Below are 24,529 nucleotides of genomic sequence, written 5' to 3'. Positions count from 1 at the left end.
CATAAACTAAGAAGATTGGGGTCAGAGTACATTTCTTTGAAACCTACTCTGCTTAAATGCCGAAAAATGTACTCTGACCCTATTTATTTGTTATTCGGCATCGGTTGCTACGAGTTCGTCAAGTATGCCAAGTAGTAGTTTGGTGCCGGTGCCAGAGGCTATTGCGTCAAATACATTCTCAACATTTTTACCGTGCTGACCGCCCGCTAAGTCGCTAATTGATCGGATAATTAACCAGTCTACGTCGTTAACAAAGCTCACCTGTGCAACGGTCGCTGATTCCATTTCCGCAACATCAGCCGTGTAAACGTCACGCAGCCACTCACGGTATTTAGCGTTGTCTACGAATACTGAACCTGTTACTCCATTTCCACCTATATCAACCAGTATTTCCTTACCTGATGGCATAGTGATAGGCGAGATCTTTGTGAGCGCGCGTTTTGCCATCTCTAACAATGCCTTATCGGCAGTGAAATAAGGCATTCGTCTGCGGGTGTCCCAACCCTCTTTAACTACTGCCACCTCGGTAGGGTGAATAAAACCAATGTTTTTGTAGTTGGGTGCGTGCTTATCTGACTCCCGTCGTGCTTTGTAATACTCAAGCTGTTTAGCGTAATAGTCCGGAAGCTCGTAGGCGTTGGCGTCATCTTTCTTCGGGTTGATATAGACTGACTCGTCGTGAAAATACCAACGTTCAGGTACTGCGATATCGCCAGGCGTGTATTTGGGGTTTATGGCCCCTGCGATACCCATCATAACCAGCTTATCAATAGGGAAGTAATCCAACGCCATCTGCACAGTCATTGCTGCGTTGGTAATACTGACCCCCGTACTAAATACAACAATGGGCTCACCTTTGTAGGTGCCTAGCTGGTACTTAACCCCTTTAATATAAACCGTTTGCGTAATTTGAGCGTCGTCCATAGTCGCAAACGCGGTGTCAATGGCTTCAATTTCTGGCTCGTAAGCAGCAACCACGGCTGTCCATTTGTTTGTAACATTGGAAAAATCTTTTGGACCATATTGGCTGCTATCTTCTTTAGCGAGACACGAAAATGATATACACACGAATAAAACAAAACTACTTAAGCGCATAGTGACCTTATTTAACCTATTTATGCACCAAACAGGTGCGGACAATGAAAAAAGAACGAGTCTAAAGGCCTTGGAGTGCTATAGGCAAGGCTCAAGACAACAATATTAAATATGTTGGCAAGGTTCGGGCCAATAATAGGGTCAGAGTCGCGACTCTGACCCTATTATTGTTATGCAAAATCGCTGTTTAGTACTTATACTGTCTTATCAATTGTTTATCTCTAGAACGCTAATGTCGCAGCAGTACACCACAGCAACTGAATCTTTTGGCGAAGTCACCATGACCTTGCGAGGCGCAGGGTTTAAAATTTTGCTGGTTTTTTCTCTACTGATACTCGTGGTTATTGCTATTAAACAACCCGATAACGTTTATGTGGCGTCGTTTTTTGGTCTCTCGTGGTGTGTTATATCTGTAGTAGGTCTCACCTTTCCTAAAAAACAGGAGCTATTAGCAAAGTTATGGGCCTTACTCACGATTCCAGTGGCCCCTTATTTGGTCATAAGCAATGGACTTATGCCCGCAGCCCTTGCACCTATTGCCACCATATTTCCTATTTTGTTGCTTTCTAATAGCTGGAGAGGTGTTGCAATGGTGGTGCTCGCAAGCTGCACTTTTCTGGTCCCTTTCTACGATAAACCCTACGATGAAGGTCTTTGGTTAAGGTTATGTCTAACAAACGTGATTGTTTCCCTAATCATCTATGTTTTAGCGAGCCAATTGGAGAAAGCTTTACTAGAAAGTAAAAAGAAAACCCTCGAGTTAAACAGGGCGCTTGAGAACGAAAAGCAAGCGTCGGCTGCACAATCACGATTTCTTGCCACCATGTCACACGAGATTCGCACGCCATTAAACGGTATTTTGGGATTAACCGATGTAGTGCTATCTCATGAGGTATCGGAAAGTGCACGGCCTAATCTGGAGAAGATTCAGCGTTCAGGGTTATCGCTTAACCGTATTTTGAACGACATATTAGATCTCTCTAAACTGAACGCAGGTAAGCTTGCGCTGGAGAACATTCCTTTTAATCTAAAAAGTACTGCGAAAGATTGTGTGGCGTTTTATGCGCAATTGGCGCAGAACAAAGGAATTTCATTACGAATAAACGTAGACAAGGCATTGAATACCAATGTGGTGGGTGATGCTACTCGCCTCTCACAAGTGTTAAACAACTTAGTGAGTAACGCGATCAAGTTTACACATAAGGGCAGTGTAACCCTCGGGCTATCGAAAGGTGAAGCTTCGAAGACCCACCAATTTATAAGATTTTCGGTAAAAGACACGGGAGAGGGGATTGACGTTGATGAGCAAGAGCGCGTATTCGACGCATTTACTCAAGCGAACAGCAGCATAAATCGCGTACACGGAGGTACTGGACTTGGATTACAGATAGTAAAAAGTTTAGTTGAAGCAATGGGCGGTACCGTGTATCTAAAAAGCGCTGTTGGCCAGGGGAGTGAGTTCTACTTCGAATTACCGTTTGAGATTACAGATAGTGTAATTGGCACTAAAGAACAGAACAGCACACCGTCGTTTTCAAACCTTACTGTTTTGGTTGCAGAAGATAATGACATTAACCAAGTTGTCGCAAAATCCTTGTTAGAAGACACAGGATTAAAAGTCGTGATAGCAGATAACGGCAAAGAGGCAGTGGAAGTCGCACAAAAGCAGCAAGTCGACCTGATTTTAATGGACCTACACATGCCTGAAATGAACGGCTCTGAAGCCGCTCTAGCGTTGCGACAAGCAAACATCACTATTCCCATTATAGCGTTCACTGCCGCGGTAGTTGCCGAAGAAATAGATAAAGCACTAGCATACGGGATGAATGGATATCTCACAAAACCCGTCAATAAAACGGAACTACACGCTGTACTGACAAAATATTTGGGCGGAGAAATGTCTACAGAAAGTTCCTATATTGCTAAAGAGGCTTATACAGAGTAACGTGGGTTAAAGGTGTCGAGATTCCAAATAACCCCCTGTTTTAGAAAAATTAAAATTAAAACGCGCTTGCTCCTATTAAGTGAATAGTATTACGTTGAAAAGAAGAGCGTCTTATAAAAGGATTTAAGTTTGAACTCACAAATAGCGACTGTTATAGCCCTACTGCTTTTTGCTTTAACGAGCGGATGCAGTTCGGTTTCAACAGCGCAAACTGAACACTGTATTGAGCAAGCTAATCGCGCTGAAGTTTATGAAGTGAATACTGCTGATGAGCGGCTAAACGCATGTTTAGAGACCTACCAAAAGAGACGTGACGAAGAGAGAACTTTTGGTGAGGCATTAGCCGAGGATGTGCTCATCTCTGTTCTTGATATCATCACTGACTAAGATTTTTTTAGCCAAATAAAAACCTTCTTACGTACAGTTAAAAAACATCCAAAGGCAGAGTAATTTACTCTGCCTTTGTCGTTTTAGTCTCTTTTTAATGGCTTTAACGGACTCCGTTTAATAACTTATGGAAAGAGCCAATGCGTTATATTCTGACATTTGTCTGTGTGTTTTTGATTACTGCAGTTACTCACGTTAGTGCACAGAGCAAGCTTGATATTGTGAACGGTTTGCAGCGTGCCAAGCAGTATGAACGCAGCCGCCAAGATATAAACATCACCGATTACTGGGTGAGCGAAAAGTTAGACGGTATTCGGGCACGATGGGATGGCACTGAACTTAGGACCCGAAACAACAACAAAATATTTGCGCCAGCTTGGTTTACCGCCCATTGGCCTAAAGCGACTATCGACGGTGAACTTTGGATAGAAAGAGGGCAATTTGAACTTACTGCTTCCATCGTGCTTTCTAAGTTAACGGAAGGGAAGTCGCACCTTGTCGCTAATTCTTTGTCTGGGGCAGAAACTAGCGCCGAAAACAGCGCCGAAACTACCGCGTACGACATTGCAGCAGCGTCTATATCAGACACACGCTGGGCTAAGGTTAGGTTTATGGCCTTCGACATGCCTGTAGCAGGCCAGCGTTTTGACAGCAGACTGAACAAGCTTAATAGTCTTAGAAAGGCCACACCCAATCCTACATTTGCCGTGATCCCCCAGTTTAAGCTTTCGTCTCTAACCGCGCTTGAAGAAGAACTTAAACAAGTAACTAAAGACGGTGGTGAAGGGCTGATGCTTCATCACGGGAGGGCGTTTTACCAAACAGGGCGTAGTGACAACCTACTAAAGGTAAAACATTTTGAAGATGCTGAAGCGAAAGTATTGGCGCAACTTCCAGGGAAAGGAAAATTTAAAGGCATGATGGGTTCACTGCTGGTAGAAACATCTGCCGGCATTCGATTTAAACTGGGAACGGGGTTTTCTAAGAAAGACCGGCAAGCGCCTCCGGCGGTAGGTAGCTGGGTAACTTTCAAGTTTTACGGTGTAACGAAAAACGGTAAGCCAAGATTTGCCAGCTACCTTCGAACTAGACCCGACGCCGACTTATCAAAATAGCTCAACTTATCAAAATAGTACGGTTATTAATAAGCGAAATAGCCTCAGTATCGAACTTTTAAATAACTGTTATCTATCCTTTACGATGCGCTTCAGTTGAGCAAATCTCACATAAAGCTACCCCCTTGTCTTCAGCATATAAAACCTTATAACTTACTTAACCAGTAATTGTTTTTGTCACTTTATGCACCGTCCTTTAATCGCTTTTTGCGTTCAAAAGAAATGTTATGAATAGCGATTATAAGCGGAAAATAGGGGCTAGAAATTTTAAATTTTAGCCCGTGAAGTTATACTGTTGATGATTAATTAAACACTCCTTGCGTCAAGTGCGTACAAGACCGTTTACTCCCATTGCGCAAGCTAACTTAGAGGAAGAGACTGTGTTACAAGACTATCGCAATCACGTTGAAGAACGTGCAGCCCAAAATATCCCCCCAAAACCTCTTAATGCAGAACAGGTAGCAGCCCTTGTCGATTTGTTAAAAAGCCCGCCAGCAGGTGAAGAAGAATTCTTATTAGAGTTGCTTTCAGAGCGTGTGCCACCGGGGGTTGATGAGGCGGCTTACGTCAAAGCTGGTTTTTTAAGTGCTATTGCAAAAAGCGAAGACAGTTGTGAACTTATCTCAAAAGAGAAAGCTGTTGAATTGCTGGGAAATATGCACGGCGGTTATAACATTGCAACGTTAGTAGAGCTACTTGACGATGAAAACCTCGCGTCATTGGCTGCCACAGAATTAAAACACACGTTGTTGATGTTTGATGCTTATCACGATGTGGAAGAAAAGCACAAGGCGGGTAATGAGTACGCCACGGACATCATTAAATCTTGGGCTGAAGGCGAGTGGTTTACATCGCGCAAGTTAATGGACGATAAAATTACTTACACGGTGTTTAAGGTTACAGGTGAAACCAATACTGATGATCTGTCGCCAGCCCCTGACGCATGGTCTCGCCCAGATATACCGTTACACGCTCTTGCAGCTTACAAAATGCCTCGTGAAGGGCTAGAGCCAGAGGAGCCAGGTGTTAAAGGGCCAATGGCGCAAATAGAAGAAGTCAAAAGCAAGGGCTACCCCGTAGCTTTTGTTGGTGATGTAGTAGGTACAGGCTCATCGCGTAAGTCGGCGACTAACTCTGTCTTGTGGTTCTTTGGTGAGGACTTGCCGGGTGTGCCTAACAAACGGGGTGGTGGCGTATGTATCGGTTCCAAAGTCGCACCTATTTTCTTTAACACCATGGAAGACGCGGGCGCATTAGTATTTGAAGCCGACGTTGAAAAAATGAATATGGGAGATGTGATTGATATCTACCCATTTGAAGGAGAAATTACTAATCACGAGACTGGTGAGTTACTTGCTGAATACAGCTATAAGTCGAAAGTTATTTTAGATGAGGTTCGTGCCGGCGGACGTATTAACCTGATCATCGGGCGCGGTCTTACCGAGAAAGCGCGTGAGACACTAGGCTTAGGCCCAACGGATTTATTTCGTACGCCTGAGCAGCCAAAAGACAGCGGCGCGGGATTCTCGCTAGCGCAAAAAATGGTGGGCAAAGCGTGTGGCGTTGAAGGTATTCGCCCAGGCACCTACTGCGAACCTAAAATGACAACCGTGGGCTCGCAAGATACCACTGGGCCAATGACCCGCGATGAGCTTAAAGACCTTGCTTGTCTTGGTTTTACTGCCGATTTAACTATGCAGTCCTTCTGTCATACTGCTGCTTATCCAAAGCCGGTGGATATTGAAACCCAGCACACGCTACCTGATTTTATTATGAATCGAGGTGGGGTATCGCTTCGTCCCGGAGACGGCATTATCCATAGCTGGTTAAACCGCATGCTGCTGCCTGACACAGTAGGGACTGGTGGTGATTCGCATACTCGTTTCCCATTAGGTATTTCGTTCCCTGCCGGCTCTGGCTTGGTGGCGTTTGCAGCAGCAACGGGCGTTATGCCACTGGATATGCCTGAGTCTATATTGGTGCGCTTTAAAGGCGAGATGCAGCCGGGCATTACCTTACGTGACCTTGTACATGCCATTCCGCTATATGGCATTAAACAAGGGCTATTAACGGTAGAGAAAAAAGGCAAAATTAATGCATTCTCTGGCCGTATTTTAGAAATCGAAGGGTTGGAAAACCTTACTGTAGAGCAGGCGTTTGAGTTATCGGATGCGTCGGCAGAACGTTCAGCTGCAGGTTGTACTATCAACCTTTCTGAAGAGTCGATAGCTGAATACCTGCGTTCAAACATTACCATGCTTCGCTGGATGATTAATGAAGGTTATGGCGACCCTCGTACGCTAGAGCGCCGCGCGCAGAAAATGGAAGAGTGGCTAGCTAACCCCGAATTAATGCGCGCCGATGCGGATGCTGAATATGCCGAGGTTATTGAAATTGACCTTAACGACATAAAAGAGCCTATCGTGTGCTGCCCGAATGATCCTGACGATGCGAAAACTTTATCTGACGTTGCAGGTGATAAGGTAGATGAAGTCTTTATTGGCTCGTGTATGACAAACATTGGCCACTTCCGTGCAGCCGGCAAATTGCTAGAGCAATACAATAAAACACTTCCAACACGTTTATGGATGTCGCCACCGACTAAGATGGATAAGGCCCAGCTAATGGAAGAGGGGTATTACAACATTTACGGACGCGTAGGCGTACGCACCGAGATGCCGGGGTGTTCACTTTGTATGGGTAACCAAGCAAGAGTTGATGCAGGCGCTACTGTGCTTTCAACGTCTACTCGTAACTTCCCTAACCGCTTGGGCGATGGGGCGAATGTTTATTTGACCTCAGCAGAGCTTGCCGCTGTTGGTGCAATAGTGGGGCGCATTCCAACTGCCGAAGAGTACATGGAATACGCCAGCAAAATTAATGCAATGTCGGGTGAAGTATTCCGCTACTTAAACTTCGACAAAATGCCTAGCTTTAAAAAGGCGGAAGAAGAAGCTAAGGCGCGCATTATTCCAACGTTGAATGTTGCTTAAAATAGTGTATAAACTACAAAGCCGGTTGCCTTAGTGGTGACCGGCTTTTTTTATGGCGAAAAGGAATGTCTAATGGGAAAATCTTTCTTTATTGTTGCTGCACTTGTATTAACCTTAGGGTGTGCAAAAGCGCAGGTAGACCCTGTATCGTCGCTGAATTCAGTGAACTTCGAATCTATTACACTGGAGATTGGCGGCAAGCAATATGAAGTTGAGTATGCCAAAACCTTTGAACAACGCGCGCAGGGCCTTATGTTTCGCAAAGCCTTGTGCGAAGACTGTGGTATGTTTTTTAAGTTTTCTAGCCCCAAATTTGCGGGCATGTGGATGAAAAACACCTTTGTTCCCCTAGACGTAGCATTTATCGACAGAAATGGCGTAATAACGGATATAAAACCTCTCACTCCCCATAGTTTGGAGTCGGTCGGATCTTCGAAAGAGGTACTTTACGCGTTGGAAATGAACCAAGGGTGGTTTGCCGAGAATAATATAAAAGTAGGCGACCAAATAACGATTGATTAACCGCGCAGAGCGCGGTTGCTGCTAGCGAAAAGCTAGTTTTATTCTGGAGTTAAATATAGTGACAAATGCCTTATCGATAGCTAAGTTCGGTGGAACTAGCGTAGCGAATTACGAAGTAATGCAAAACTGCGCCCGAATTGTTGCCGGTAATGAAAAAACACGCATCGTGGTAGTGAGTGCTTCAGCTGGGGTTACAAATCACCTTGTTAGCCTAGCGCATACGCCAATGACGCAACAGCAAATTGAAGAAACCTGCCAAGCCATTGTGGATATAGAACAGGCTATTCTCAATAAGCTTAATGACAAAGATGCAGTAGAGCCTAAACTTAGCGATTTGCTAGAAGAAATGCGTAGCTTAGCGTTTCACGAAGAAATTCTTCACCGCGATGATTTGAAAGATCAGCTGCTATCTATGGGTGAGCGAATGTCATCATTGATGTTCTCATCAGTACTTGCAGAGCAAGGCGTGAAAACCATGAACTTTGATGTTCGCAAAGTACTTCGTACTGACAGCGAATTCGGTGAAGGCGCGCCTCAAATAGAAGAAATTGAAAAACTTGCCAAACAGTTGCTGGCGCCCGAAATTAAAGACGCTATTGTAGTTACACAAGGCTTTGTTGGTGCAGATGAAGAAGGCCGCACTACAACGTTAGGTCGTGGTGGCTCTGATTTTACGGCTGCACTACTTGCTGAAGCGCTTGATGCAGAATCGTGCGAGATTTGGACTGATGTAACGGGTGTGTACACAACTGATCCGCGCATTACTCCTGCTGCTCATCCGCTGCCTGAATTGAGCTTTGAAGAAGCGGCGGAAATGGCCACCTTTGGAGCCAAGGTACTACACCCTGCCACTATGGAGCCTGCCCTGCGTAAAGACATTAAAGTGTTTGTAGGGTCAAGCAAAGAGCCTGAAAAGGGTGGTACATGGATTGTGCGTGATTGTGAGCACGAACCACCGTACCGTGCTATTACTCGCCGTAAAGAGCAAGTAATGGTGACAGTGAAAACACCGAAAATGATGTACGCGCAAGGCTTCCTACAGCAGGTATTTGCTATCATCGCTAAGCATAAGCTGAGTGTTGATTTGGTAACAACATCGGAAATCTCGGTATCTTTTACTCTTGATAACCCCGCGAACTCTGTAGCCCAGCGTTTGAATAAAGAGACTATTGCCGAGCTTGAAACTATCTGTGACGTTAAAGTAGAAAAAGGTTATGACCTTGTCACCGTTGTAGGTAATAACATGCAAACGGCTATTGGAGTTTCAAGTAAGATTCTATCTGCGGTTTCTGATTTTAACCTGCGCATGATTTGCTTTGGGGCTAACCCACACAACCTATCGTTCTTGGTTAACGAGACCGACAGTGATGACGTGGTTCGCAAGCTGCATTCGGCATTGTTTGAATAAGTATTAGGTTTACGTAAAGCGTAAAAAGAAACGGTCGCCCTAGGGCGGCCGTTTTTGTTTTGAGACAAGTACAAGTAGCTAGGGAGCTTCTACCGGAATAATAATTTCATGGCGCTTATTCCAAGGCAGGGTGAATGGAGAGTCGTAACCCATGTAGCTAGGTGAACCCGCTGCTTCGATATTGTTTTCTTCCAATACTTTGCGCAGTCTACGGGTATATTCCTCTTTATCACTATCGCTACTAAAGCCTGAATAGCGGATAGCCGCCACTGTTCTCTCAGGTACGGCAACAAGAGATACATTTTCGTTGGTGGGGGTAGGTGCACTTTGCATGTCATATTTACTGGGTAAGAAAAACATCATAGTTTCTGATGACGACACTTCAACAGGCGAAGTCATCGCAATTTCTTGTGAACCCTTACCAACTTCCACTGGGGAAGTCATAGAGATATCACTATTCGTTTTGTTCTCACCAGAGATATAGTTAAAAAGTAGGTTGAATGCCCCTGTATCTTCGTTTCCTTTAGACATAACGCCAACAGCTTGGTTGTAATGTCTGATTTCTATATCATCAGCCAGTGTTTTGGTAACTGTATAGGGCAGTGTTTCTGTATCTTTGTAATATGTTGGTTCAGACTGGCTCATGGTGGATATCAGTATCGTAGCAATAAAAAGTGACAGACGGTAAAAGTTAGTAAGCATAGAATTTTTAAGTTTGTTATTTGTACTGCTTATACGTAAAAAAGCCACTTAATGCTCAGTTTAGTGTTGCTAAGTGTTTTCGGAACAGGCATAAAAAAAGGGGCGTGAGCCCCTTTCATAAATAGTGTGTAAGCAGTGTTTAAACTTTAAACTGCCTGATAGACTGCTGTAGCTCTTCGGCAAGACGTGCCACTTCATGGCTAGATTCAGACGTTTGCTGGGCACCCGCTGTCGTCTCTTCAGCAATGCCCACAATGGTTTCAAGCTTTTCACTAATTTCTTGCGAGACTGTATTTTGTTCACGGGCTGACTGCTCAATTTGAGAGCTAACGTCATGAGCTTTGTGAACCGCATCAGTAATGATATCGAGCGCTTGCGTGGCTTTTTCGGTTTGTGCAACACAGGCGGCGGTTTGCTCTTTACCTTGGTCCATCACAGACACCGCTTTTTCAGCCCCAGCTTGAAGCACTTCAATCATGGCGTTGATTTCTTGTGTCGACTCCTGTGTGCGACTCGCGAGGGTTCTTACTTCATCTGCAACTACCGCAAAGCCTCGGCCTTGTTCACCGGCGCGTGCAGCCTCAATCGCGGCATTTAATGCAAGTAAGTTAGTTTGGTCGGCGACACCGCGAATAACATCAAGAATGCCGCCAATGCTTGCGCTATCTTGGTGAAGCTTATTAATCACGTCGGCTGCTTCTTGAACATCCCGAGACAAGATCTCAATAGTGTTCTTGTTCTCTAACGAGATTTGGCGAACATTTTCAGCTTCGGCATCTGCATGACGAATTTGGCTAAGCGTATCTTCGGCATTTTGCACAACAAGCTGCGACGTTGAGTGCATTTCCGTTGTCGCCGTTGCGACTTGGCCAATTTGTGATTTCTGATCCTGAATAGAGTGGGTGGTTTGTGCCGTCACTGCCGACGTTTGTTCCGACGCTGCAGCTAGCTGCTCTGCGCGAACGTTAATGGCAGTAATCAGCTCTTTCAGGTTGCCAATTAGCGTATTACAGTTTCTTGCTAGTAGCCCAAACTCGTCTTGCGCTGAATCGTCTAGGCGATGAGTAAGGTCACCTGATGACGCAACAGTAAGTAGTTCGTTTACGCGATAAAGCGGGCGTGTAATAGCGCGAACTGTGACGTAGCCAATGAAGGCTGCTACTGCAATAGAGATGAGAACAACAACAATAACAAAGGTGTTGCCTGTTGTAATAGCACCGTTCACCTGATTTTCTATATGAGATGCTTTCTTATCAGCAAGATTCAGCAGGTTTTCAAGTGCGACAACACCCTGCGTAATATTTGAATCAGATGCGTTAAGTGCTTGTTCAGCGTCATTTCTGCGCTCTAGTCGGTCGACATGAAGCTGCACAACGCCGTCGTTAGCTTTTATGGCGTTGATGGCGTCATTAACTAAGTCGTTAATATCATCAAGTGTACCTGAGTCATCACGACCCCCCGCAGCTTCAACCATTTCGCTTAGCTGGGTAACTACTTTTTCAACTACAAGGTCGACCTCGTTACCGAGCGTCTGTGAACGCACCAGTGTTTCGGTTTTAATGTACTCGTATGAAACAGTAAGAAGAGAGAGAAGCGAAGTTTCAAGTTGACCACCGATCTCAGCAGCACGTCTGAGGTTGGGATCGCGCTGAACCTCGTCTAGGTCTGAAAAATCCAGAAGGTAAGTAGAGGCATCGTCTGCGTTATCTTCAGCATCACCTAGTTTGTCTTGTATATTGTTTCGCAAGTCGAGGTACATTTGGTGATTTTTGTACATAGCCTCAACATTGGTAATATACGCATCATAAGATTCACGAACACTGTTTAGCGTGTTTCTAAGCTCTGGCTCGTTACTAACGGCTTGTGCTAGCTTATTGTACTCATTTTCAAAGGTATCTTTGGCAGTGCCAAATGACGCTCTCTTGTCCTTAAGATCACTTAAATCTTCTTCGATATAGCTTTCGAAGGTAAGTCGACCCATATTTAGGAAGCTTGCTTTGAGTGCATTACTGCCTGCTACGGTGGGCAAGGCAACGTCGTTTACTTCCTCTGTTGCAGAGCCTATAGAATTGAGGTTATAAAGTGACACAACACTTATAACGATTAGAAGTGCGCTAATCGCTACAAACCCCCCGATTACGCGTGTGGCTACCGTTATTTTCATCGGAACTCCTGGATGAGTGTTTTTTATTTTTATCCCTAACGATATTACCCGCCTCAGCTAACAAAATATAGCACTTATAAAGTGATGCATGCTTGAATGCTGAGCAGGTAACGAAACATCATCGTTACTTTCACAAGTAAGTGTATCGGCTACAGTGACTTAATGTTTATTTTATTTAGCACTTAAGTCTAATTGTTATTACTGGTACAACCAGTTGGAGCGGGATAAGCTGGCTCTTATTCGGGCAAATTTCATATCTGAAGACGTGAATATAACAATGATTCTACGCTGGTACGCTAACCAAAGTTGAGGTATCTAAATTCAATAGCGTCATACTTTGCCCCCATACATAGCCAGTATCTAACCCAACAAACTGCGAGTTGTTTGTCTGGCCTGAAAGGGCGGCCCAGTGTCCGAAAATAACTCGCTGGCTAGCTGTGATCTTTGTATTGTCTACTTCAAACCAAGGCCTTAGGGTGCTATTAGCACTACTAGAAACAGTACTAGGATGAGACTTATTGTCAAAGTCGAGGGTGCCATCGGTATGAACAAACCGCATGCGCGTACAGGCATTCACAATAAAACGCAGTCGCTCGTCATCCTCGAGTTTATCTGACCAGTTGTCAGGTGTATTACCGTACATCTTTGAAAGAAAAGTGGCGTAATCAGCGGACTTAAGGATGTTGCTAACTTCATCACTAAGTGAAACGCATTCATCAATAGACCACTTAGGATAAAGTCCCGCGTGGACCATCACAGAGTTTTCATCTAAATTCATCGCTAGAGGAAACTGCCGCAACCAATCAACCAGTTCGTTTAAATCCGAAGCGTTAAGAAGCGGGTCTAACTTATCTGACTTTTTGGCTTTGCGAATATCGTTTACAACGGCAAGTAAGTGCAGGTCGTGGTTACCTAAAACACTATTAAACTGGCTGCCAAGAGATTTCAGAAAGCGCAATGTGCTAAGCGAATCTTCTCCTCTTGCAACCAAGTCACCGACAGCAAACAGCTTGTCGTTTGTCTCGTCAAATTTTACTTTATCCAATACGCGACGAAGACCGTCATAACAGCCCTGAATATCGCCAACGACGTAGGTGTTACCTTTAGACATAGAAACCTTAATGAAGAATGCTTGGAATGGCTAGGCGAAATACGTTTATAGGAACGCGAAAACGCTCACCGCTTTCTAGTTCCATTACATAGTAGCCTTCCATATTGCCAACCGGTGTGTCAATGACTGCGCCACTGGTATAGTCAAAATGTTCACCAGCTTTCATTATAGGCTGTTTTCCTACCACTCCATCACCTTCTACTTCTGACGTTTTACCGTTAGCGTCGGTTATCTTCCAATAGCGACTAAGCAGTTGGACGGTATGCTCACTATTGTTTTCAATAGTAATCTGGTAGGCAAACGCGAACTGCTTAGAATCTGAGGGCAGGTGGTCAGGAAGGTGACGGGTTTTCACCCGCACCTTTATATCAAGTACATCCATAGAGGAACTTATTGCTCTTGTTGGTGCTCTTTTGCCGATACAGCGTTAGCTATAGTGGCAAAGTCGTTAAGCGATAACACTTCTGCGCGAGAAGTTGGATCTAACCCTAACTCACGGATTTCTTCCTCACTTAAGCTGTCTTTCAGTGAGTTACGAATAGTTTTTCGGCGTTGATTAAAAGCCTGTGCACAAACGCGCTCAAGGGTATTTACTGATTCAACATCAACGGGTGGAGCTTGATGTGGAACTAGTTTTACAACGGCCGAGTCTACCTTCGGAGGTGGCTTGAAGGCACCTGGCGGAACATTCAAAACAGGGATCACGTGGCAATAGTACTGGGCCATTACTGAAAGCCTGCCGTAATTTTTAGATCCCGGTCCAGCAGCTAGTCGGTTCACCACCTCTTTTTGAAGCATAAAATGCATGTCTTCGATGCAATGAGCATGATCAAAAAGGTGGAACATTAGCGGCGTTGAAATGTTGTAAGGCAAGTTACCAAATACGCGAAGCTTCTTGTCTTTTATTGGCATTTCTTTGCATAGTGCGCCGAAATCCATCGTCATCGCGTCTTGTTCAATAACGGTTAGTTTTTCGCCGTTAAATGGGTGATGTCGCAGACGTTTGGCAAGGTCGCGGTCAAGTTCAATAACCGTTAGTGCGTCAACTTCTTCACAAACAGGGTCTGTTAATGCGCCTAAACCGGGTCCAATTTCTACCAGGTTTTGTTCATTTTTTGGCGCGATGGCTGCGACAATTTTACCTATCACGTAGTCATCGTGTAGGAAATTCTGCCCGAATCGCTTTCTGGCCGTATGGCCTAAATGTGTTTTACTCATTGTTGATGATGTGCAAGCTCAATGGCTTTTTCCAATGCTTTTCTGAAACTACCGGCGTCGGCTTCACCTGTACCTGCTAAATCTAATGCAGTACCGTGGTCGACTGAAGTGCGAACAAAAGGTAATCCTAATGTGATATTCACTGACGCCCCAAAACCCTTGTATTTTAGCACGGGTAAGCCCTGGTCGTGATACATAGCTAGCACAACGTCGGCATTTTCTAGGTATTTAGGCTGAAATATAGTGTCAGCGGGCAGGGGCCGGTGATCTTAAGGCCTTCGTCTCTTAGCTCATTTAGCGCTGGGACGATAGTGTGGATCTCTTCAGTACCAATATGGCCATCTTCACCCGCATGCGGGTTTAATCCGCATACGTAAATGTGAGGCTCATTGATGCCAAACTTAAGTTTCAGGTCAGTATTAATAATATGAATAACTTTGTGTAGGCGCTCACGGGTTATCGCTTTTGCCACGTATTCAAGAGGGATGTGAGTCGTAGCTAGCGCTACATTTAAACCTTCTGTAGCTAACAGCATAACCACATCAATGGTATTAGACTGATAAGCGAAAAACTCAGTATGTCCGCTGAATGACACCCCTGCTTTGTTAATAATACCTTTGTGTACCGGGCCAGTTACAACAGCGTCAAAGTCGCCGTCCATATTGGCCTGGCACGCTTGGCGTAAGGTTTCGACTACATAAAGCCCGTTCTCACTATCAAGAGTTCCGGGAATAACATCAGCGGTTTTGTCTATCTGCTTTATAAACAACGAACCCGCATCTTGAATCTGCGGGTTATTTGCATCGTAATCGATTAGTGTTAACGGAAGCCCTAAGGCGCTTGCTCGTGCTTTTAGCATGTCGCCATCGGCAAACACGACAAGCTGGGCTTGCCATGTTTCTTGGGCCAGTTTAATGATCAAATCTGGCCCGATACCGGCCGGTTCTCCCGGCGTTATTGCTATTTTAATTGGTGTGCTCATGAATAACTTATTATTAAGATTCGACAACTTCGACGTAAGCGGCATCACGCATCTCACGTAACCAGTTTTCGGTTTCTTCTGAAAATTTACGGTTAAAGATAAGCTGATATGCTTTATCTTCTTTACGTTTATCCGTTGCGTCATCCATGCGACGGTCGTTAAGTTGAATTAAGTGCCAGCCGTGAACAGTGCGCACTGGGTCGCTGTATTCGCCAGGTTCAAGCTGTGATAATGCTTCTTTAAACTCAGGTACATAATTACCTGGGTCAGACCAACCTAGTTCGCCACCGCGAAGGGCCGAGCCAGGGTCTTCTGAATATTCTTTAGCTAACTCTGCAAAGTCCGCTTCACCGTTTTTCAATTCTTCTTTGAAGCGCACTAGCATCTCTTTTGCTTTTTCTTCGCTCAAAATAATTGATGGCTTAACCAAGATATGACGTGAGTTCACTTCTTCAACGGTAACTTTCTCAATACCGCGAGTATCTAGTACTTTAAGTATGTGAAAGCCTGCGCCGCTTCGGATAGGACCAACAAGCGCATCCTTATCCTTGTCCTGAATTGCTTCTGCGAAAAGCGTTGGCATAGCGTTAATATTAAGCCAGCCCATATCACCACCTTCTAACGCTTCGTTACCCGATGATGAGGCAATGGCGATTTTAGCAAAATCAGAGCCTGATTCTAACAAGGCTATTACTTTGTCCGCGCGTTCACGTGCTGCCTGAATGTCCTCGTCTGTTGGTTCAGGTGGGAAGCCAATAAGGATATGACCTAAACGGTATTCGGCCTGCGTTGCACCCTGTTGCTCCATAAGATCAATCAGCGTATCTATTTCTTGAGGTGTGATGTAAACGCGGCGGCGTACGTTCGCGCGGCGCACTTCACCCATGATAACTTCTTCGCGTATATCTTCGCGGTAGTCATCATATGCAATGCCTTCAGCGGCCAATTGAGCGCGAAGTTGTTCTACGGTCGCATTTTGATTGGCCGCGATATTACCAATGGTTTGCTCAAGTTGAGGGTCACTGATACGAATACCCATACGCTCAGCCATTTGTAGCTGAAGGCTCTTCGTAATTAAACGCTCAATAGCCTGTGTACGAAGCGCGCGGTCTGAAGGTAGCTGTTGGTTGTTAGCTTCAGCGTTGCGCTTAACGTCTTGTACAAGGGCTTTAATTTCACTCTCAAGTATAACGCCTTGATCAACAATCACAGCTACGCGGTCTAGCATCACTTCTTGTGCTAGGCTGTTAAACGAGAGTAGGGCACCTAACATCAATGCACGGATAATGAACTTCATACACACTCTTTTATTATTGGTTAATGCTTTTAAGCGCTGCTAGGCGCTCAATTGCGGGTTAATTTAAACTATAAGGCTGGCGATAGCCAAACATACCGTCTTCAAGCATGCTTCTTTGGGTTCCAGATGACCCTATACCTTTGAAAATAAACTGTAGCGACACACCAGAGTCGAAATCATCCGTTGTCTGAACGCCACTGTCGTTGTAGCGGTTGTTCAAACTGCGCTGGGCGACAAGTCGAACTGCCCAGCAACAAGACTCATATTGAATACCTGCGTAGGTTTCTACACTTCGATGGCGCTCTAAATCACGGTAAGTACGGCCAACCCATTGCCAATTCTCAGAAATTGGCCAGCTTGCTGAAATACCTATTTGATTAATGGTTTCACCACTAAGGTCGCGAACGTAGCGATGACTTAATTGAATAAAGCGCGCGTCATCTTTACGGTATTCAATGCCCACGCTGCTCAGGTCAACTTTGTCTGTGTCAGTGGTGACCTGCACATCAGAATGGAAAAACCAATTTTGGTTAAAGCGCCAATCTACCTCAGCGGCAAGGGCTGATCGATCTTGGTTTTTAGTTGCCGCAACCACTTTATTATCTTCAAGATAGAATATCTGACCCACACTAAGAACGAATTGTTCCCGATTGTTTTTATCTAACATGCGAGTGGTGGCACCAAGGGTAATCTGGTTGTTGTCGCTAATTCTATCGAGACCAGTAAATTCCTGTCCTCGAAACAAGCCTTCAACGTCAGTTAACAGAGGTGTTGAGTCATAAAAGCCGATGGCAGTTTGGTCTTCATAAGACGTGTAAAGATACTGAACTTTTGGTTCAAGGGTCATCGACATATCGTCACTAAACCAAGATGTATCTCTTTCAAAGTACAGTGCACCGTAAAGGCGAGCCTGACCAAGGGTACGCTCTACATCTTCTTCTAAATCAGTCCCTTCCACATTGTCTTGCTGATACACAGTTTGAAATAATGAAGTCTCTGCAACAAATTCTCCCCATGCCGCGCGAAATGGCATGGCAAGCGTTGGCGCAATGTGAAATCGCGTTGCGGTTGGCGCAGTATCTAATGTGTTGTCAAAATGAGCGACTTCTGAATCAAGGTTAAACTCAAAGTATTCGCCTAGTGCTTTGTTGTAGTTAACTTTAATTTCTGGAACAGCGCGATAGCTGTCGGCAGTATCACCCAATACTTCAAAATCTTTAACCTGCATACTGACTGAAAGGTTCTGAGAGTAGTAACTCAACCCAATATTTCGGTATAGATGGGTATCGGAGCGGCTGTAGTAGTCTGACCCAAGATCTACTATGTAGTTGTCGTCACTTAGGCCATTAAAATCAATATTGAGCAACCAGTTGTCGGCAATTAACCCTTGGTGTTCAAGGCGGTAAAAATATCGGTCTGGGTTACCTGAAATATCCGAATCGCTAGGTAAATATTCAACGTAGGCGGTCCCTTGACTGCGTTCTGTTAGGTAACGAAACTCGGTATTTAGCTGAAGGCCGCGCAATGACATTAACCGGGGGGAAATGGTCATGTCGTAGTTAGGCGCAATATTCCAGTAAAAAGGCTGAGTGTAGTCTACGCCAGTTCGACTAGAGCTTGTCAGCTCGGGAAATAATAAGCCGGTTTGTCGCTCATTGCTTACTGGAAACGCAAAATAAGGCAGATAAAATACTGGCACATCGGCAATGTAGAAACGGGTGTGTTTGGCTTGTCCCCATACAGTCCCTTTTTCCAAGCTGATTTCGCTGGCGCGAATCATCCAGTCTTCATCACCTTCTGGGCAAGTAGAGAAACTTACCTCTTTAAGTACTATGCCGGTATCTGTATCTAATAGAATATCTTCGGCTGCACCTTGTCCAACAAACCCAGTCAGCTTATAGCGGGTATTTTGCATCTCCAAACGCTCTTCTTCAGAACGCAAGGTTACCGCATCGCTTTCCACTTTCAGCTGCGCATCTTGGTAGGTTACATCGCCTTTTGCTATAAGGTCGCGGCCACTACCGGTTCCATTAACTTGTGCCTGAGAGGCACTAATTATTGCGGTGTCTGACGTTATGTCTACATTGCCAGAAAACAAGGCTACAGTGTCTTGAATGATTTCTGTACGATTAGCTTCAACTTTAACATGGCCTTTAGGCATCAATGCTTGGCTACTAAAAGTAACAGGTTCGACTGAGCAAAATGCGAGAGGGGCTGCATCTGAGATTGATTGAGAATTTGAAGCTGTCGTTTCCTGTGCAAACGCGACCGTAGGCAAAAGAGTCGCGGAAACAAGCATGGCGCAGGTGTTTTTCATGCGTAAATGGGTGGCCTGTTTTGTTGTATGTTGCTTTTAAACCCAAGTAAGACGACGTGCGTCTCGGTTAGTTCGACATAACGATTAAAAAAACCAGTGATCGCGCTCTTTATTTCTTTCACTGTAATAAAGCGTCGAGCTCACTAGCTATTACTATTTTATTCAAGCGCTCAATTCTAAGCGCTTCTGTCGCAATTACCAACCATTCAGGTAAAAAAATGCACTTTTATATGGTCAACACATCAAAGACAGCGGCAGTAAGCTTGATTTCGTTCTGCTTAAGCCCTAGTTAATTAACTTATGTATTTGATATGATGATGTACTTAACGCGCAGTGCACGGCGTGAACTAACGACAGTAACATCAACTTTCTAAACAGTGCACCAACGGAGAATGACGCGATGTCAATTTGGGGAAAAGTCCTCGGCGCCTTGTTCGGCTTTATGTTTTTAAAAATACCAGGAGCGATCCTAGGGCTGATAGTCGGACACTTTTTTGATAAAGCCTACCGCCAAGACTTTAATCAGCTAGGTGGCTTTGGGCGCTTTTTTACTGATCAGGACAATTTGAAGCAGCAAGCCATTTTCTTCCATAGCTTGTTTAGCGCATTAGGTCATCTTGCTAAGTCTGACGGTAAAGTGACTGATAAAGAAATTCAAATTGCTACAGCGTTAATGGACGAAATGCGCCTGACAGGCGATGCCCGCCGCGAAGCGCAAGATGCATTCAGAGAGGGCAAAGCACGAGACTTCCCACTAGTTGATACGTTAAAAGGCTTCTATGATGCCAGCCACGGTCGTCGGGATATTCTGCAAGTGTTCTTGGAAATTCTTATTCAAGCCGCGTTTGCCGACGGTCAGCTTTCTCAAGAAGAATACAATGTATTGGAAAAAGTGGCGAAACCACTGGGTTTCAGGCGTCGTGATTTAGATTATCTTATTTCAATGTATGAAGCTGAAATTCGATTCAGGCAGCGGGCACACTCAGGTGCGGGGCAACGTGCTCACTCGGGATCAGGACAGCGGCACCGTGGTCAGCAATCGGCCTATTCAGAACAGCAAAGCTTAGATGATGCCTATCGCATTCTAGGCGTAGCTGCATCTGACGATGAGAAAGTGATAAAGCGAGCTTACAGAAAGCGCATGGCTGAACATCATCCAGACAAGCTTGTATCTAAAGGCTTGCCGGAACAGGCGATGGAGATTGCCAAAAAGAAAGCGCAAGATATTCAGTCAGCTTACGAGTTGATTAAGCAAAAGCGTGGCTTCTAAATGGCAAAAAGTGAACGTGAGTTAACCTATGTGCCTGCGGCAAGTCAGGCACATATTGATGGTTTTATTGAAATGTTGTGGCTCGAAAAAGGGCTGTCAGAACATACTCAGCAAAGCTATCGCACCGACCTCACTAAGCTTGCCATTTACAGCAACAATCAAGGTGTTAAGGATATTGCTGTGCTGACTACTGAACAGCTCCAAGATTACCTTGCCTATCGCCATGATAAAGGCCTGTCTACTCGCAGTACGCAACGCGCGCTTAGCGCCATTCGCGCCTTTTTTGTGTTTCTTATAAGTAAACAAATTCGCGTAGATAGTCCTGTTTCTGCGTTGTCCAACCCCAAAACACCAAAGGCCTTACCTTCTTCTTTAAGCGAGCAGCAGGTTGAAGATTTACTTAATGTCCCTTTAACTGACGACCCAATTGAATGCCGAGACAAAAGTATGCTTGAAGTCCTCTATGCTACGGGCCTGCGTGTGAGTGAGTTAATAGGGTTAACGATGGATCAAGTTAGCCTTCAACAAGGTGTGGTAAGAGTGGTAGGTAAAGGAAACAAAGAGCGTTTAGTCCCTCTGGGGGAAGATGCAATTGAATGGTTATTAACCTATATAAAAACTGCGCGGCCTATTCTTGCCACAAAGACTTCTGACGTCGTTTTTCTAAGCAAGCGCGGACAAAAAATGACGCGCCAAACATTTTGGCATCGCATTAAATACTATGCAGTGAAAGCAGGTATTGAACAACATCTATCCCCCCATACATTACGCCATGCTTTTGCTACGCATCTGTTAAACCACGGTGCAGATTTACGGGTAGTGCAAATGTTGTTAGGTCATAGCGATTTATCGACAACCCAAATTTATACCCATGTAGCGACAGAGCGACTGCAGACGCTTATTCATAGTCATCACCCCCGAGGCTAACGAGTCAAAAAACACATTGAGTGAGAATGCTACAAACTGAGCCTTGTGTACGACGAGCCTCTGCTTATACATATATCAAATGAAAAGGGGTGTGATAGGATATAGCCGAAGAATTACTTTAGATTAAGCGTAGTAGGCTAATACTGAGGTGTGTAGTTTATTAACCTCGTGGTTACCTTAATGGCATTTTGTCGCGGCGTAATGCACAGATAAGCAAAAAATTAGCGTGAAAAGTGCAATTTTTTGCTAAGTTCGTCGGTCTGAAAGTAATGAGTATGAAAATGTTTAGTGGCTGCCTAAAAATACATGTTTAGGCAGCTACAATCTAAGCCAAGTGAGTACAAACAAGCTTAAATGGCAAAATGGAGAGTATTTAGTGAAAGCAGTAAAGAAAATTTTGTTTGCCAGCGTAGTAGCGGCAGGTTCTCTATTAGGGTTAAGCGCGCAAGCTGCTGACGAAGCCGCTATCCGCGATAAATTAACGTCAATGCTTGGGCTAGATGTAGAAACCATTGCCGATTCTCCTGTATCTGGCTTAGTTCAAGTATCTACAAACCGTGGCTTGTTTTATGTAAGTGAAAATGGACAATATTTGCTTCAGGCTCGCGTTTTTAACATTGATGAAGAAATGCGCAACGAAACAGAGATGGCCCTTTCAGGCTTGCGTAAAGAGGGCGTTGCATCAATGGAATCGTCGTCTATTACGTTTAAAGCGGAAAACGAAAAGCACGAAATTAGCGTGTTTACAGACATCACCTGCGGATATTGCCGCAAATTCCATAACGAAATTGACGAGCTTAACGATGCCGGTATTACGGTTCATTACCTTGCGTTTCCACGTTCTGGGCTAAATAGCCAGAATTATGAAGATATGGTGTCAGTATGGTGCGCTGAAAACCCGCAAAAAGCGTTAACTAAAGCTAAGGCAGGCAGTGATGTGGCAAGCGCAAGCTGCAAAAACAAAGTGGCAGAGCAATATATGCTAGGTCAAAAGCTAGGGGTGAACGGCACACCTAATATCGTGTTGCCCGACGGTTCGTTGATTCCTGGTTACCAGCCAGCCGCATTGCTCGCAAAAGCGTTGGAAGGCGAAGAGTAGTCATCTAAACTCCATAGTTTCTGACATGAAAAAAACGCACGCACTGTGCGTTTTTTTGTTTTCTGCGGTATGATTCATCGCGTTATTTTCTTACGTTCTTTCGTATGGTTTCACTTTGCAGTTAGCGCAGAACTTCTATTTGAAAATTTTCATTCTTTATCGAATATGTTCAATTTAAGTTTGCCTAAACTTGATTCGTATTAACTGTTTAAGACAACTGCAATCACAGTAATGGTTTAGTGGTATTTCATGATTTTGCCTATTGTTCGCCGTGAGGTCTCCGGCGCCTCGTTAAGTTCCGACTTACACCCTGTTATCGACAGAATTTATCGCGGTCGCAATATTGCGAATATGGATGACTTGGAGAATGGCCTTAAAGGGCTTACGCATTTCAACGTATTAAAAGGGATGCCCCAAGCCGCGCAAATCCTTGCTAATGCCGTTGTGCAAAATAAGCGCGTTATCATAGTGGGCGATTTTGATGCCGATGGTGCTACCAGTACGTCGGTATGTATACTGGCGCTTCGAGCCATGGGCTATTACAACGTTGATTTCCTGGTACCTAACCGCTTTGATTTTGGTTATGGGCTTAGCGTACCTATTGTCGATGAGGCAGCCAAACTAGGTGCCGAGGTTATTGTAACCGTGGATAACGGCATATCCTGTATTGACGGTGTGACCCATGCAAAATCCTTAGGTATGCAGGTTGTGGTGACCGATCACCACTTGCCAGGTGATACATTACCGCAAGCTGATGCGATAGTGAACCCTAACCAACCTGGCTGTGAATTCCCGTCTAAAAACTTAGCGGGCGTGGGTGTGGCATTTTATATCATGCTCGCGCTTAAAGCTGAGCTACAGCAACAAGGGTATTTTGAGAAAGTAGGTATTGCACCACCTAACTTAGCGTCTCTGTTAGATATTGTTGCTGTTGGCACCGTGGCCGATGTGGTGGTTTTAGATAAAAATAATCGAATTTTAGTTCATCAAGGGCTTCAGCGTATTCGGGCTGGTAAGTGTCGACCTGGTATCAAGGCACTAGTTGAAGTGGCAAGCCGCGATTGTGCCCATCTAACTTCGACCGACTTGGGTTTTGTAGTAGGCCCAAGACTTAATGCCGCTGGTCGCTTAGACGATATGTCGCAAGGCATCGCTTGCTTATTAGAAGATGAAACCATTCAAGCGCGAATGATAGCGGCAGAGCTCGATGCTCTTAACAAGGAGCGCCGTGAAATTGAAACCGGCATGAAAGCGCAAGCCGAGACTTTACTAGAGCAAATGGCGCTGGATGAAGGCGATATGCCAAGCGCGCTGGTAGTTTATCGCGAAGACTTTCACCAAGGCGTGATTGGGATTGTGGCAGGGCGTTTGAAAGAGAAGTATCTTAAGCCCGTTATCGCTTTTGCCCATCAAGACGATATTGTTATTAAAGGCTCAGCGCGTTCAATTCCTGGTGTGCACATTCGCGATGTACTTGATGAAGTAAACACACGCTTCCCTGGCGTTATCGAGAAATTTGGTGGGCACGCCATGGCCGCAGGATTGAGCTTGCCTGTCGCAAAGCTTCCAGATTTTGAACGAGCTTTTGTTGATGTTGCTCGTACCCATATGGAAAAGCTTGATGGCAATCATGCATTGCTCTCTGATGGTGATTTATCTTCAGAAGAATTGTGTTTGCCTTTTGCGCATTTATTGCGCCAGGCTGGTCCGTTTGGGCAGGGCTTTGAATCACCGTTATTTGATGGAGAATTTACGCTTCTCGATCAGCGCCTAGTGGGACAAAAGCACCTTAAGATGGTGTTGAAAAGTGACGGCGCCAATGAAGTAGACGCTATTGCGTTTAACGTTGATTTAAAAGCATGGCCTAATGCCATGGTAAAGCGTGTACATATCGCTTACCGCCTGGATATCAATGTTTTCAGAGGGCAAGAAACTGTACAGCTTATTATTGAGCAAATAGAAGCGGTTTAAGCGAAG

Annotated in this window: 17 protein-coding genes and 2 pseudogenes; 10 read left to right on the top strand and 9 right to left on the bottom strand. The window is 44.8% G+C overall.

The window, feature by feature from the left end; genetic code table 11:
* Window positions 1-90: 90 nt before the first annotated feature.
* Window positions 91-1,095, bottom strand: a complete 1,005-nt coding sequence (locus ACXACS_RS18110; protein ID WP_474808669.1) for a 5'-methylthioadenosine/S-adenosylhomocysteine nucleosidase family protein — start codon at window positions 1,093-1,095, stop codon at window positions 91-93.
* Between the two features lie 232 nt (window positions 1,096-1,327).
* On the opposite strand from ACXACS_RS18110, the gene ACXACS_RS18105 reads away from it, so the two are divergent.
* The 6 genes from ACXACS_RS18105 to lysC all read left to right on the top strand — a co-directional run bounded on the left by ACXACS_RS18105 (window position 1,328) and on the right by lysC (window position 9,465).
* Window positions 1,328-3,040, top strand: coding sequence for an ATP-binding protein (locus ACXACS_RS18105; RefSeq protein WP_474808668.1), 1,713 nt, complete (start codon window positions 1,328-1,330; stop codon window positions 3,038-3,040).
* 129 nt (window positions 3,041-3,169) lie between these two features.
* Complete coding sequence (locus ACXACS_RS18100; protein WP_474808666.1) at window positions 3,170-3,427, top strand: DNA ligase; 258 nt, start codon at window positions 3,170-3,172, stop codon at window positions 3,425-3,427.
* Between the two features lie 140 nt (window positions 3,428-3,567).
* On the top strand, window positions 3,568-4,542 hold the full coding sequence (locus ACXACS_RS18095; RefSeq protein WP_474808664.1) for a DNA ligase: 975 nt from the start codon (window positions 3,568-3,570) through the stop codon (window positions 4,540-4,542).
* Between the two features lie 380 nt (window positions 4,543-4,922).
* On the top strand, window positions 4,923-7,535 hold the full coding sequence (gene acnB, locus ACXACS_RS18090) for a bifunctional aconitate hydratase 2/2-methylisocitrate dehydratase (protein ID WP_474808662.1): 2,613 nt from the start codon (window positions 4,923-4,925) through the stop codon (window positions 7,533-7,535).
* A gap of 72 nt (window positions 7,536-7,607) precedes the next feature.
* The gene (locus tag ACXACS_RS18085; RefSeq protein WP_474808661.1) at window positions 7,608-8,057 is read left to right on the top strand and encodes a DUF192 domain-containing protein; all 450 of its coding nucleotides are present in this window, start codon (window positions 7,608-7,610) and stop codon (window positions 8,055-8,057) included.
* Between the two features lie 58 nt (window positions 8,058-8,115).
* Complete coding sequence (lysC, locus tag ACXACS_RS18080) at window positions 8,116-9,465, top strand: lysine-sensitive aspartokinase 3 (RefSeq protein WP_474808659.1); 1,350 nt, start codon at window positions 8,116-8,118, stop codon at window positions 9,463-9,465.
* 78 nt (window positions 9,466-9,543) lie between these two features.
* Here the strand turns inward: lysC and ACXACS_RS18075 are convergent, their stop codons facing one another.
* From ACXACS_RS18075 to lptD, 8 genes and pseudogenes are all read right to left on the bottom strand, one after another.
* Window positions 9,544-10,110, bottom strand: coding sequence for an SOUL family heme-binding protein (locus ACXACS_RS18075; protein ID WP_474808657.1), 567 nt, complete (start codon window positions 10,108-10,110; stop codon window positions 9,544-9,546).
* A 196-nt stretch (window positions 10,111-10,306) separates the two neighbouring features.
* A complete protein-coding gene (locus ACXACS_RS18070; RefSeq protein WP_474808655.1) occupies window positions 10,307-12,331 on the bottom strand; it encodes a HAMP domain-containing methyl-accepting chemotaxis protein in 2,025 nt (674 codons plus the stop codon).
* A gap of 283 nt (window positions 12,332-12,614) precedes the next feature.
* Complete coding sequence (locus ACXACS_RS18065; RefSeq protein WP_474808653.1) at window positions 12,615-13,442, bottom strand: symmetrical bis(5'-nucleosyl)-tetraphosphatase; 828 nt, start codon at window positions 13,440-13,442, stop codon at window positions 12,615-12,617.
* Between the two features lie 7 nt (window positions 13,443-13,449).
* Window positions 13,450-13,824 carry a Co2+/Mg2+ efflux protein ApaG gene (apaG, locus tag ACXACS_RS18060; RefSeq protein WP_474808651.1) on the bottom strand — a complete coding sequence of 125 codons (375 nt, stop codon included), beginning with the start codon at window positions 13,822-13,824 and terminating at the stop codon, window positions 13,450-13,452.
* A gap of 8 nt (window positions 13,825-13,832) precedes the next feature.
* Window positions 13,833-14,660 carry a 16S rRNA (adenine(1518)-N(6)/adenine(1519)-N(6))-dimethyltransferase RsmA gene (rsmA, locus tag ACXACS_RS18055; protein ID WP_474808649.1) on the bottom strand — a complete coding sequence of 276 codons (828 nt, stop codon included), beginning with the start codon at window positions 14,658-14,660 and terminating at the stop codon, window positions 13,833-13,835.
* Window positions 14,657-15,642 (bottom strand): annotated as a pseudogene (gene pdxA / locus ACXACS_RS18050) (4-hydroxythreonine-4-phosphate dehydrogenase PdxA). Before pdxA ends, rsmA begins: the two are co-directional and overlap by 4 nt.
* Before the next feature lie 13 nt (window positions 15,643-15,655).
* A pseudogene (surA, locus tag ACXACS_RS18045) lies at window positions 15,656-16,948 on the bottom strand (peptidylprolyl isomerase SurA); the annotation flags it as partial.
* A gap of 49 nt (window positions 16,949-16,997) precedes the next feature.
* Window positions 16,998-19,256 carry an LPS assembly protein LptD gene (gene lptD / locus ACXACS_RS18040; protein WP_474808647.1) on the bottom strand — a complete coding sequence of 753 codons (2,259 nt, stop codon included), beginning with the start codon at window positions 19,254-19,256 and terminating at the stop codon, window positions 16,998-17,000.
* A gap of 400 nt (window positions 19,257-19,656) precedes the next feature.
* On the opposite strand from lptD, the gene djlA reads away from it, so the two are divergent.
* The 4 genes from djlA to recJ all read left to right on the top strand — a co-directional run bounded on the left by djlA (window position 19,657) and on the right by recJ (window position 24,523).
* On the top strand, window positions 19,657-20,526 hold the full coding sequence (gene djlA, locus ACXACS_RS18035) for a co-chaperone DjlA (protein ID WP_474808645.1): 870 nt from the start codon (window positions 19,657-19,659) through the stop codon (window positions 20,524-20,526).
* On the top strand, window positions 20,527-21,453 hold the full coding sequence (gene xerD, locus ACXACS_RS18030; protein ID WP_474808643.1) for a site-specific tyrosine recombinase XerD: 927 nt from the start codon (window positions 20,527-20,529) through the stop codon (window positions 21,451-21,453).
* A gap of 376 nt (window positions 21,454-21,829) precedes the next feature.
* Entirely contained in the window at window positions 21,830-22,552 is a 723-nt protein-coding gene (gene dsbC / locus ACXACS_RS18025; protein WP_474808641.1) for a bifunctional protein-disulfide isomerase/oxidoreductase DsbC, read from the top strand.
* Between the two features lie 249 nt (window positions 22,553-22,801).
* Window positions 22,802-24,523: a single-stranded-DNA-specific exonuclease RecJ gene (gene recJ, locus ACXACS_RS18020; protein ID WP_474808639.1), complete on the top strand. Its 1,722-nt coding sequence runs from the start codon at window positions 22,802-22,804 to the stop codon at window positions 24,521-24,523.
* Window positions 24,524-24,529: the final 6 nt, after the last annotated feature.

The sequence above is a fragment of the Alteromonas sp. AWM4_230 genome, assembly GCF_056158305.1.
This window is presented reverse-complemented; position numbering and strand designations above follow the sequence as displayed.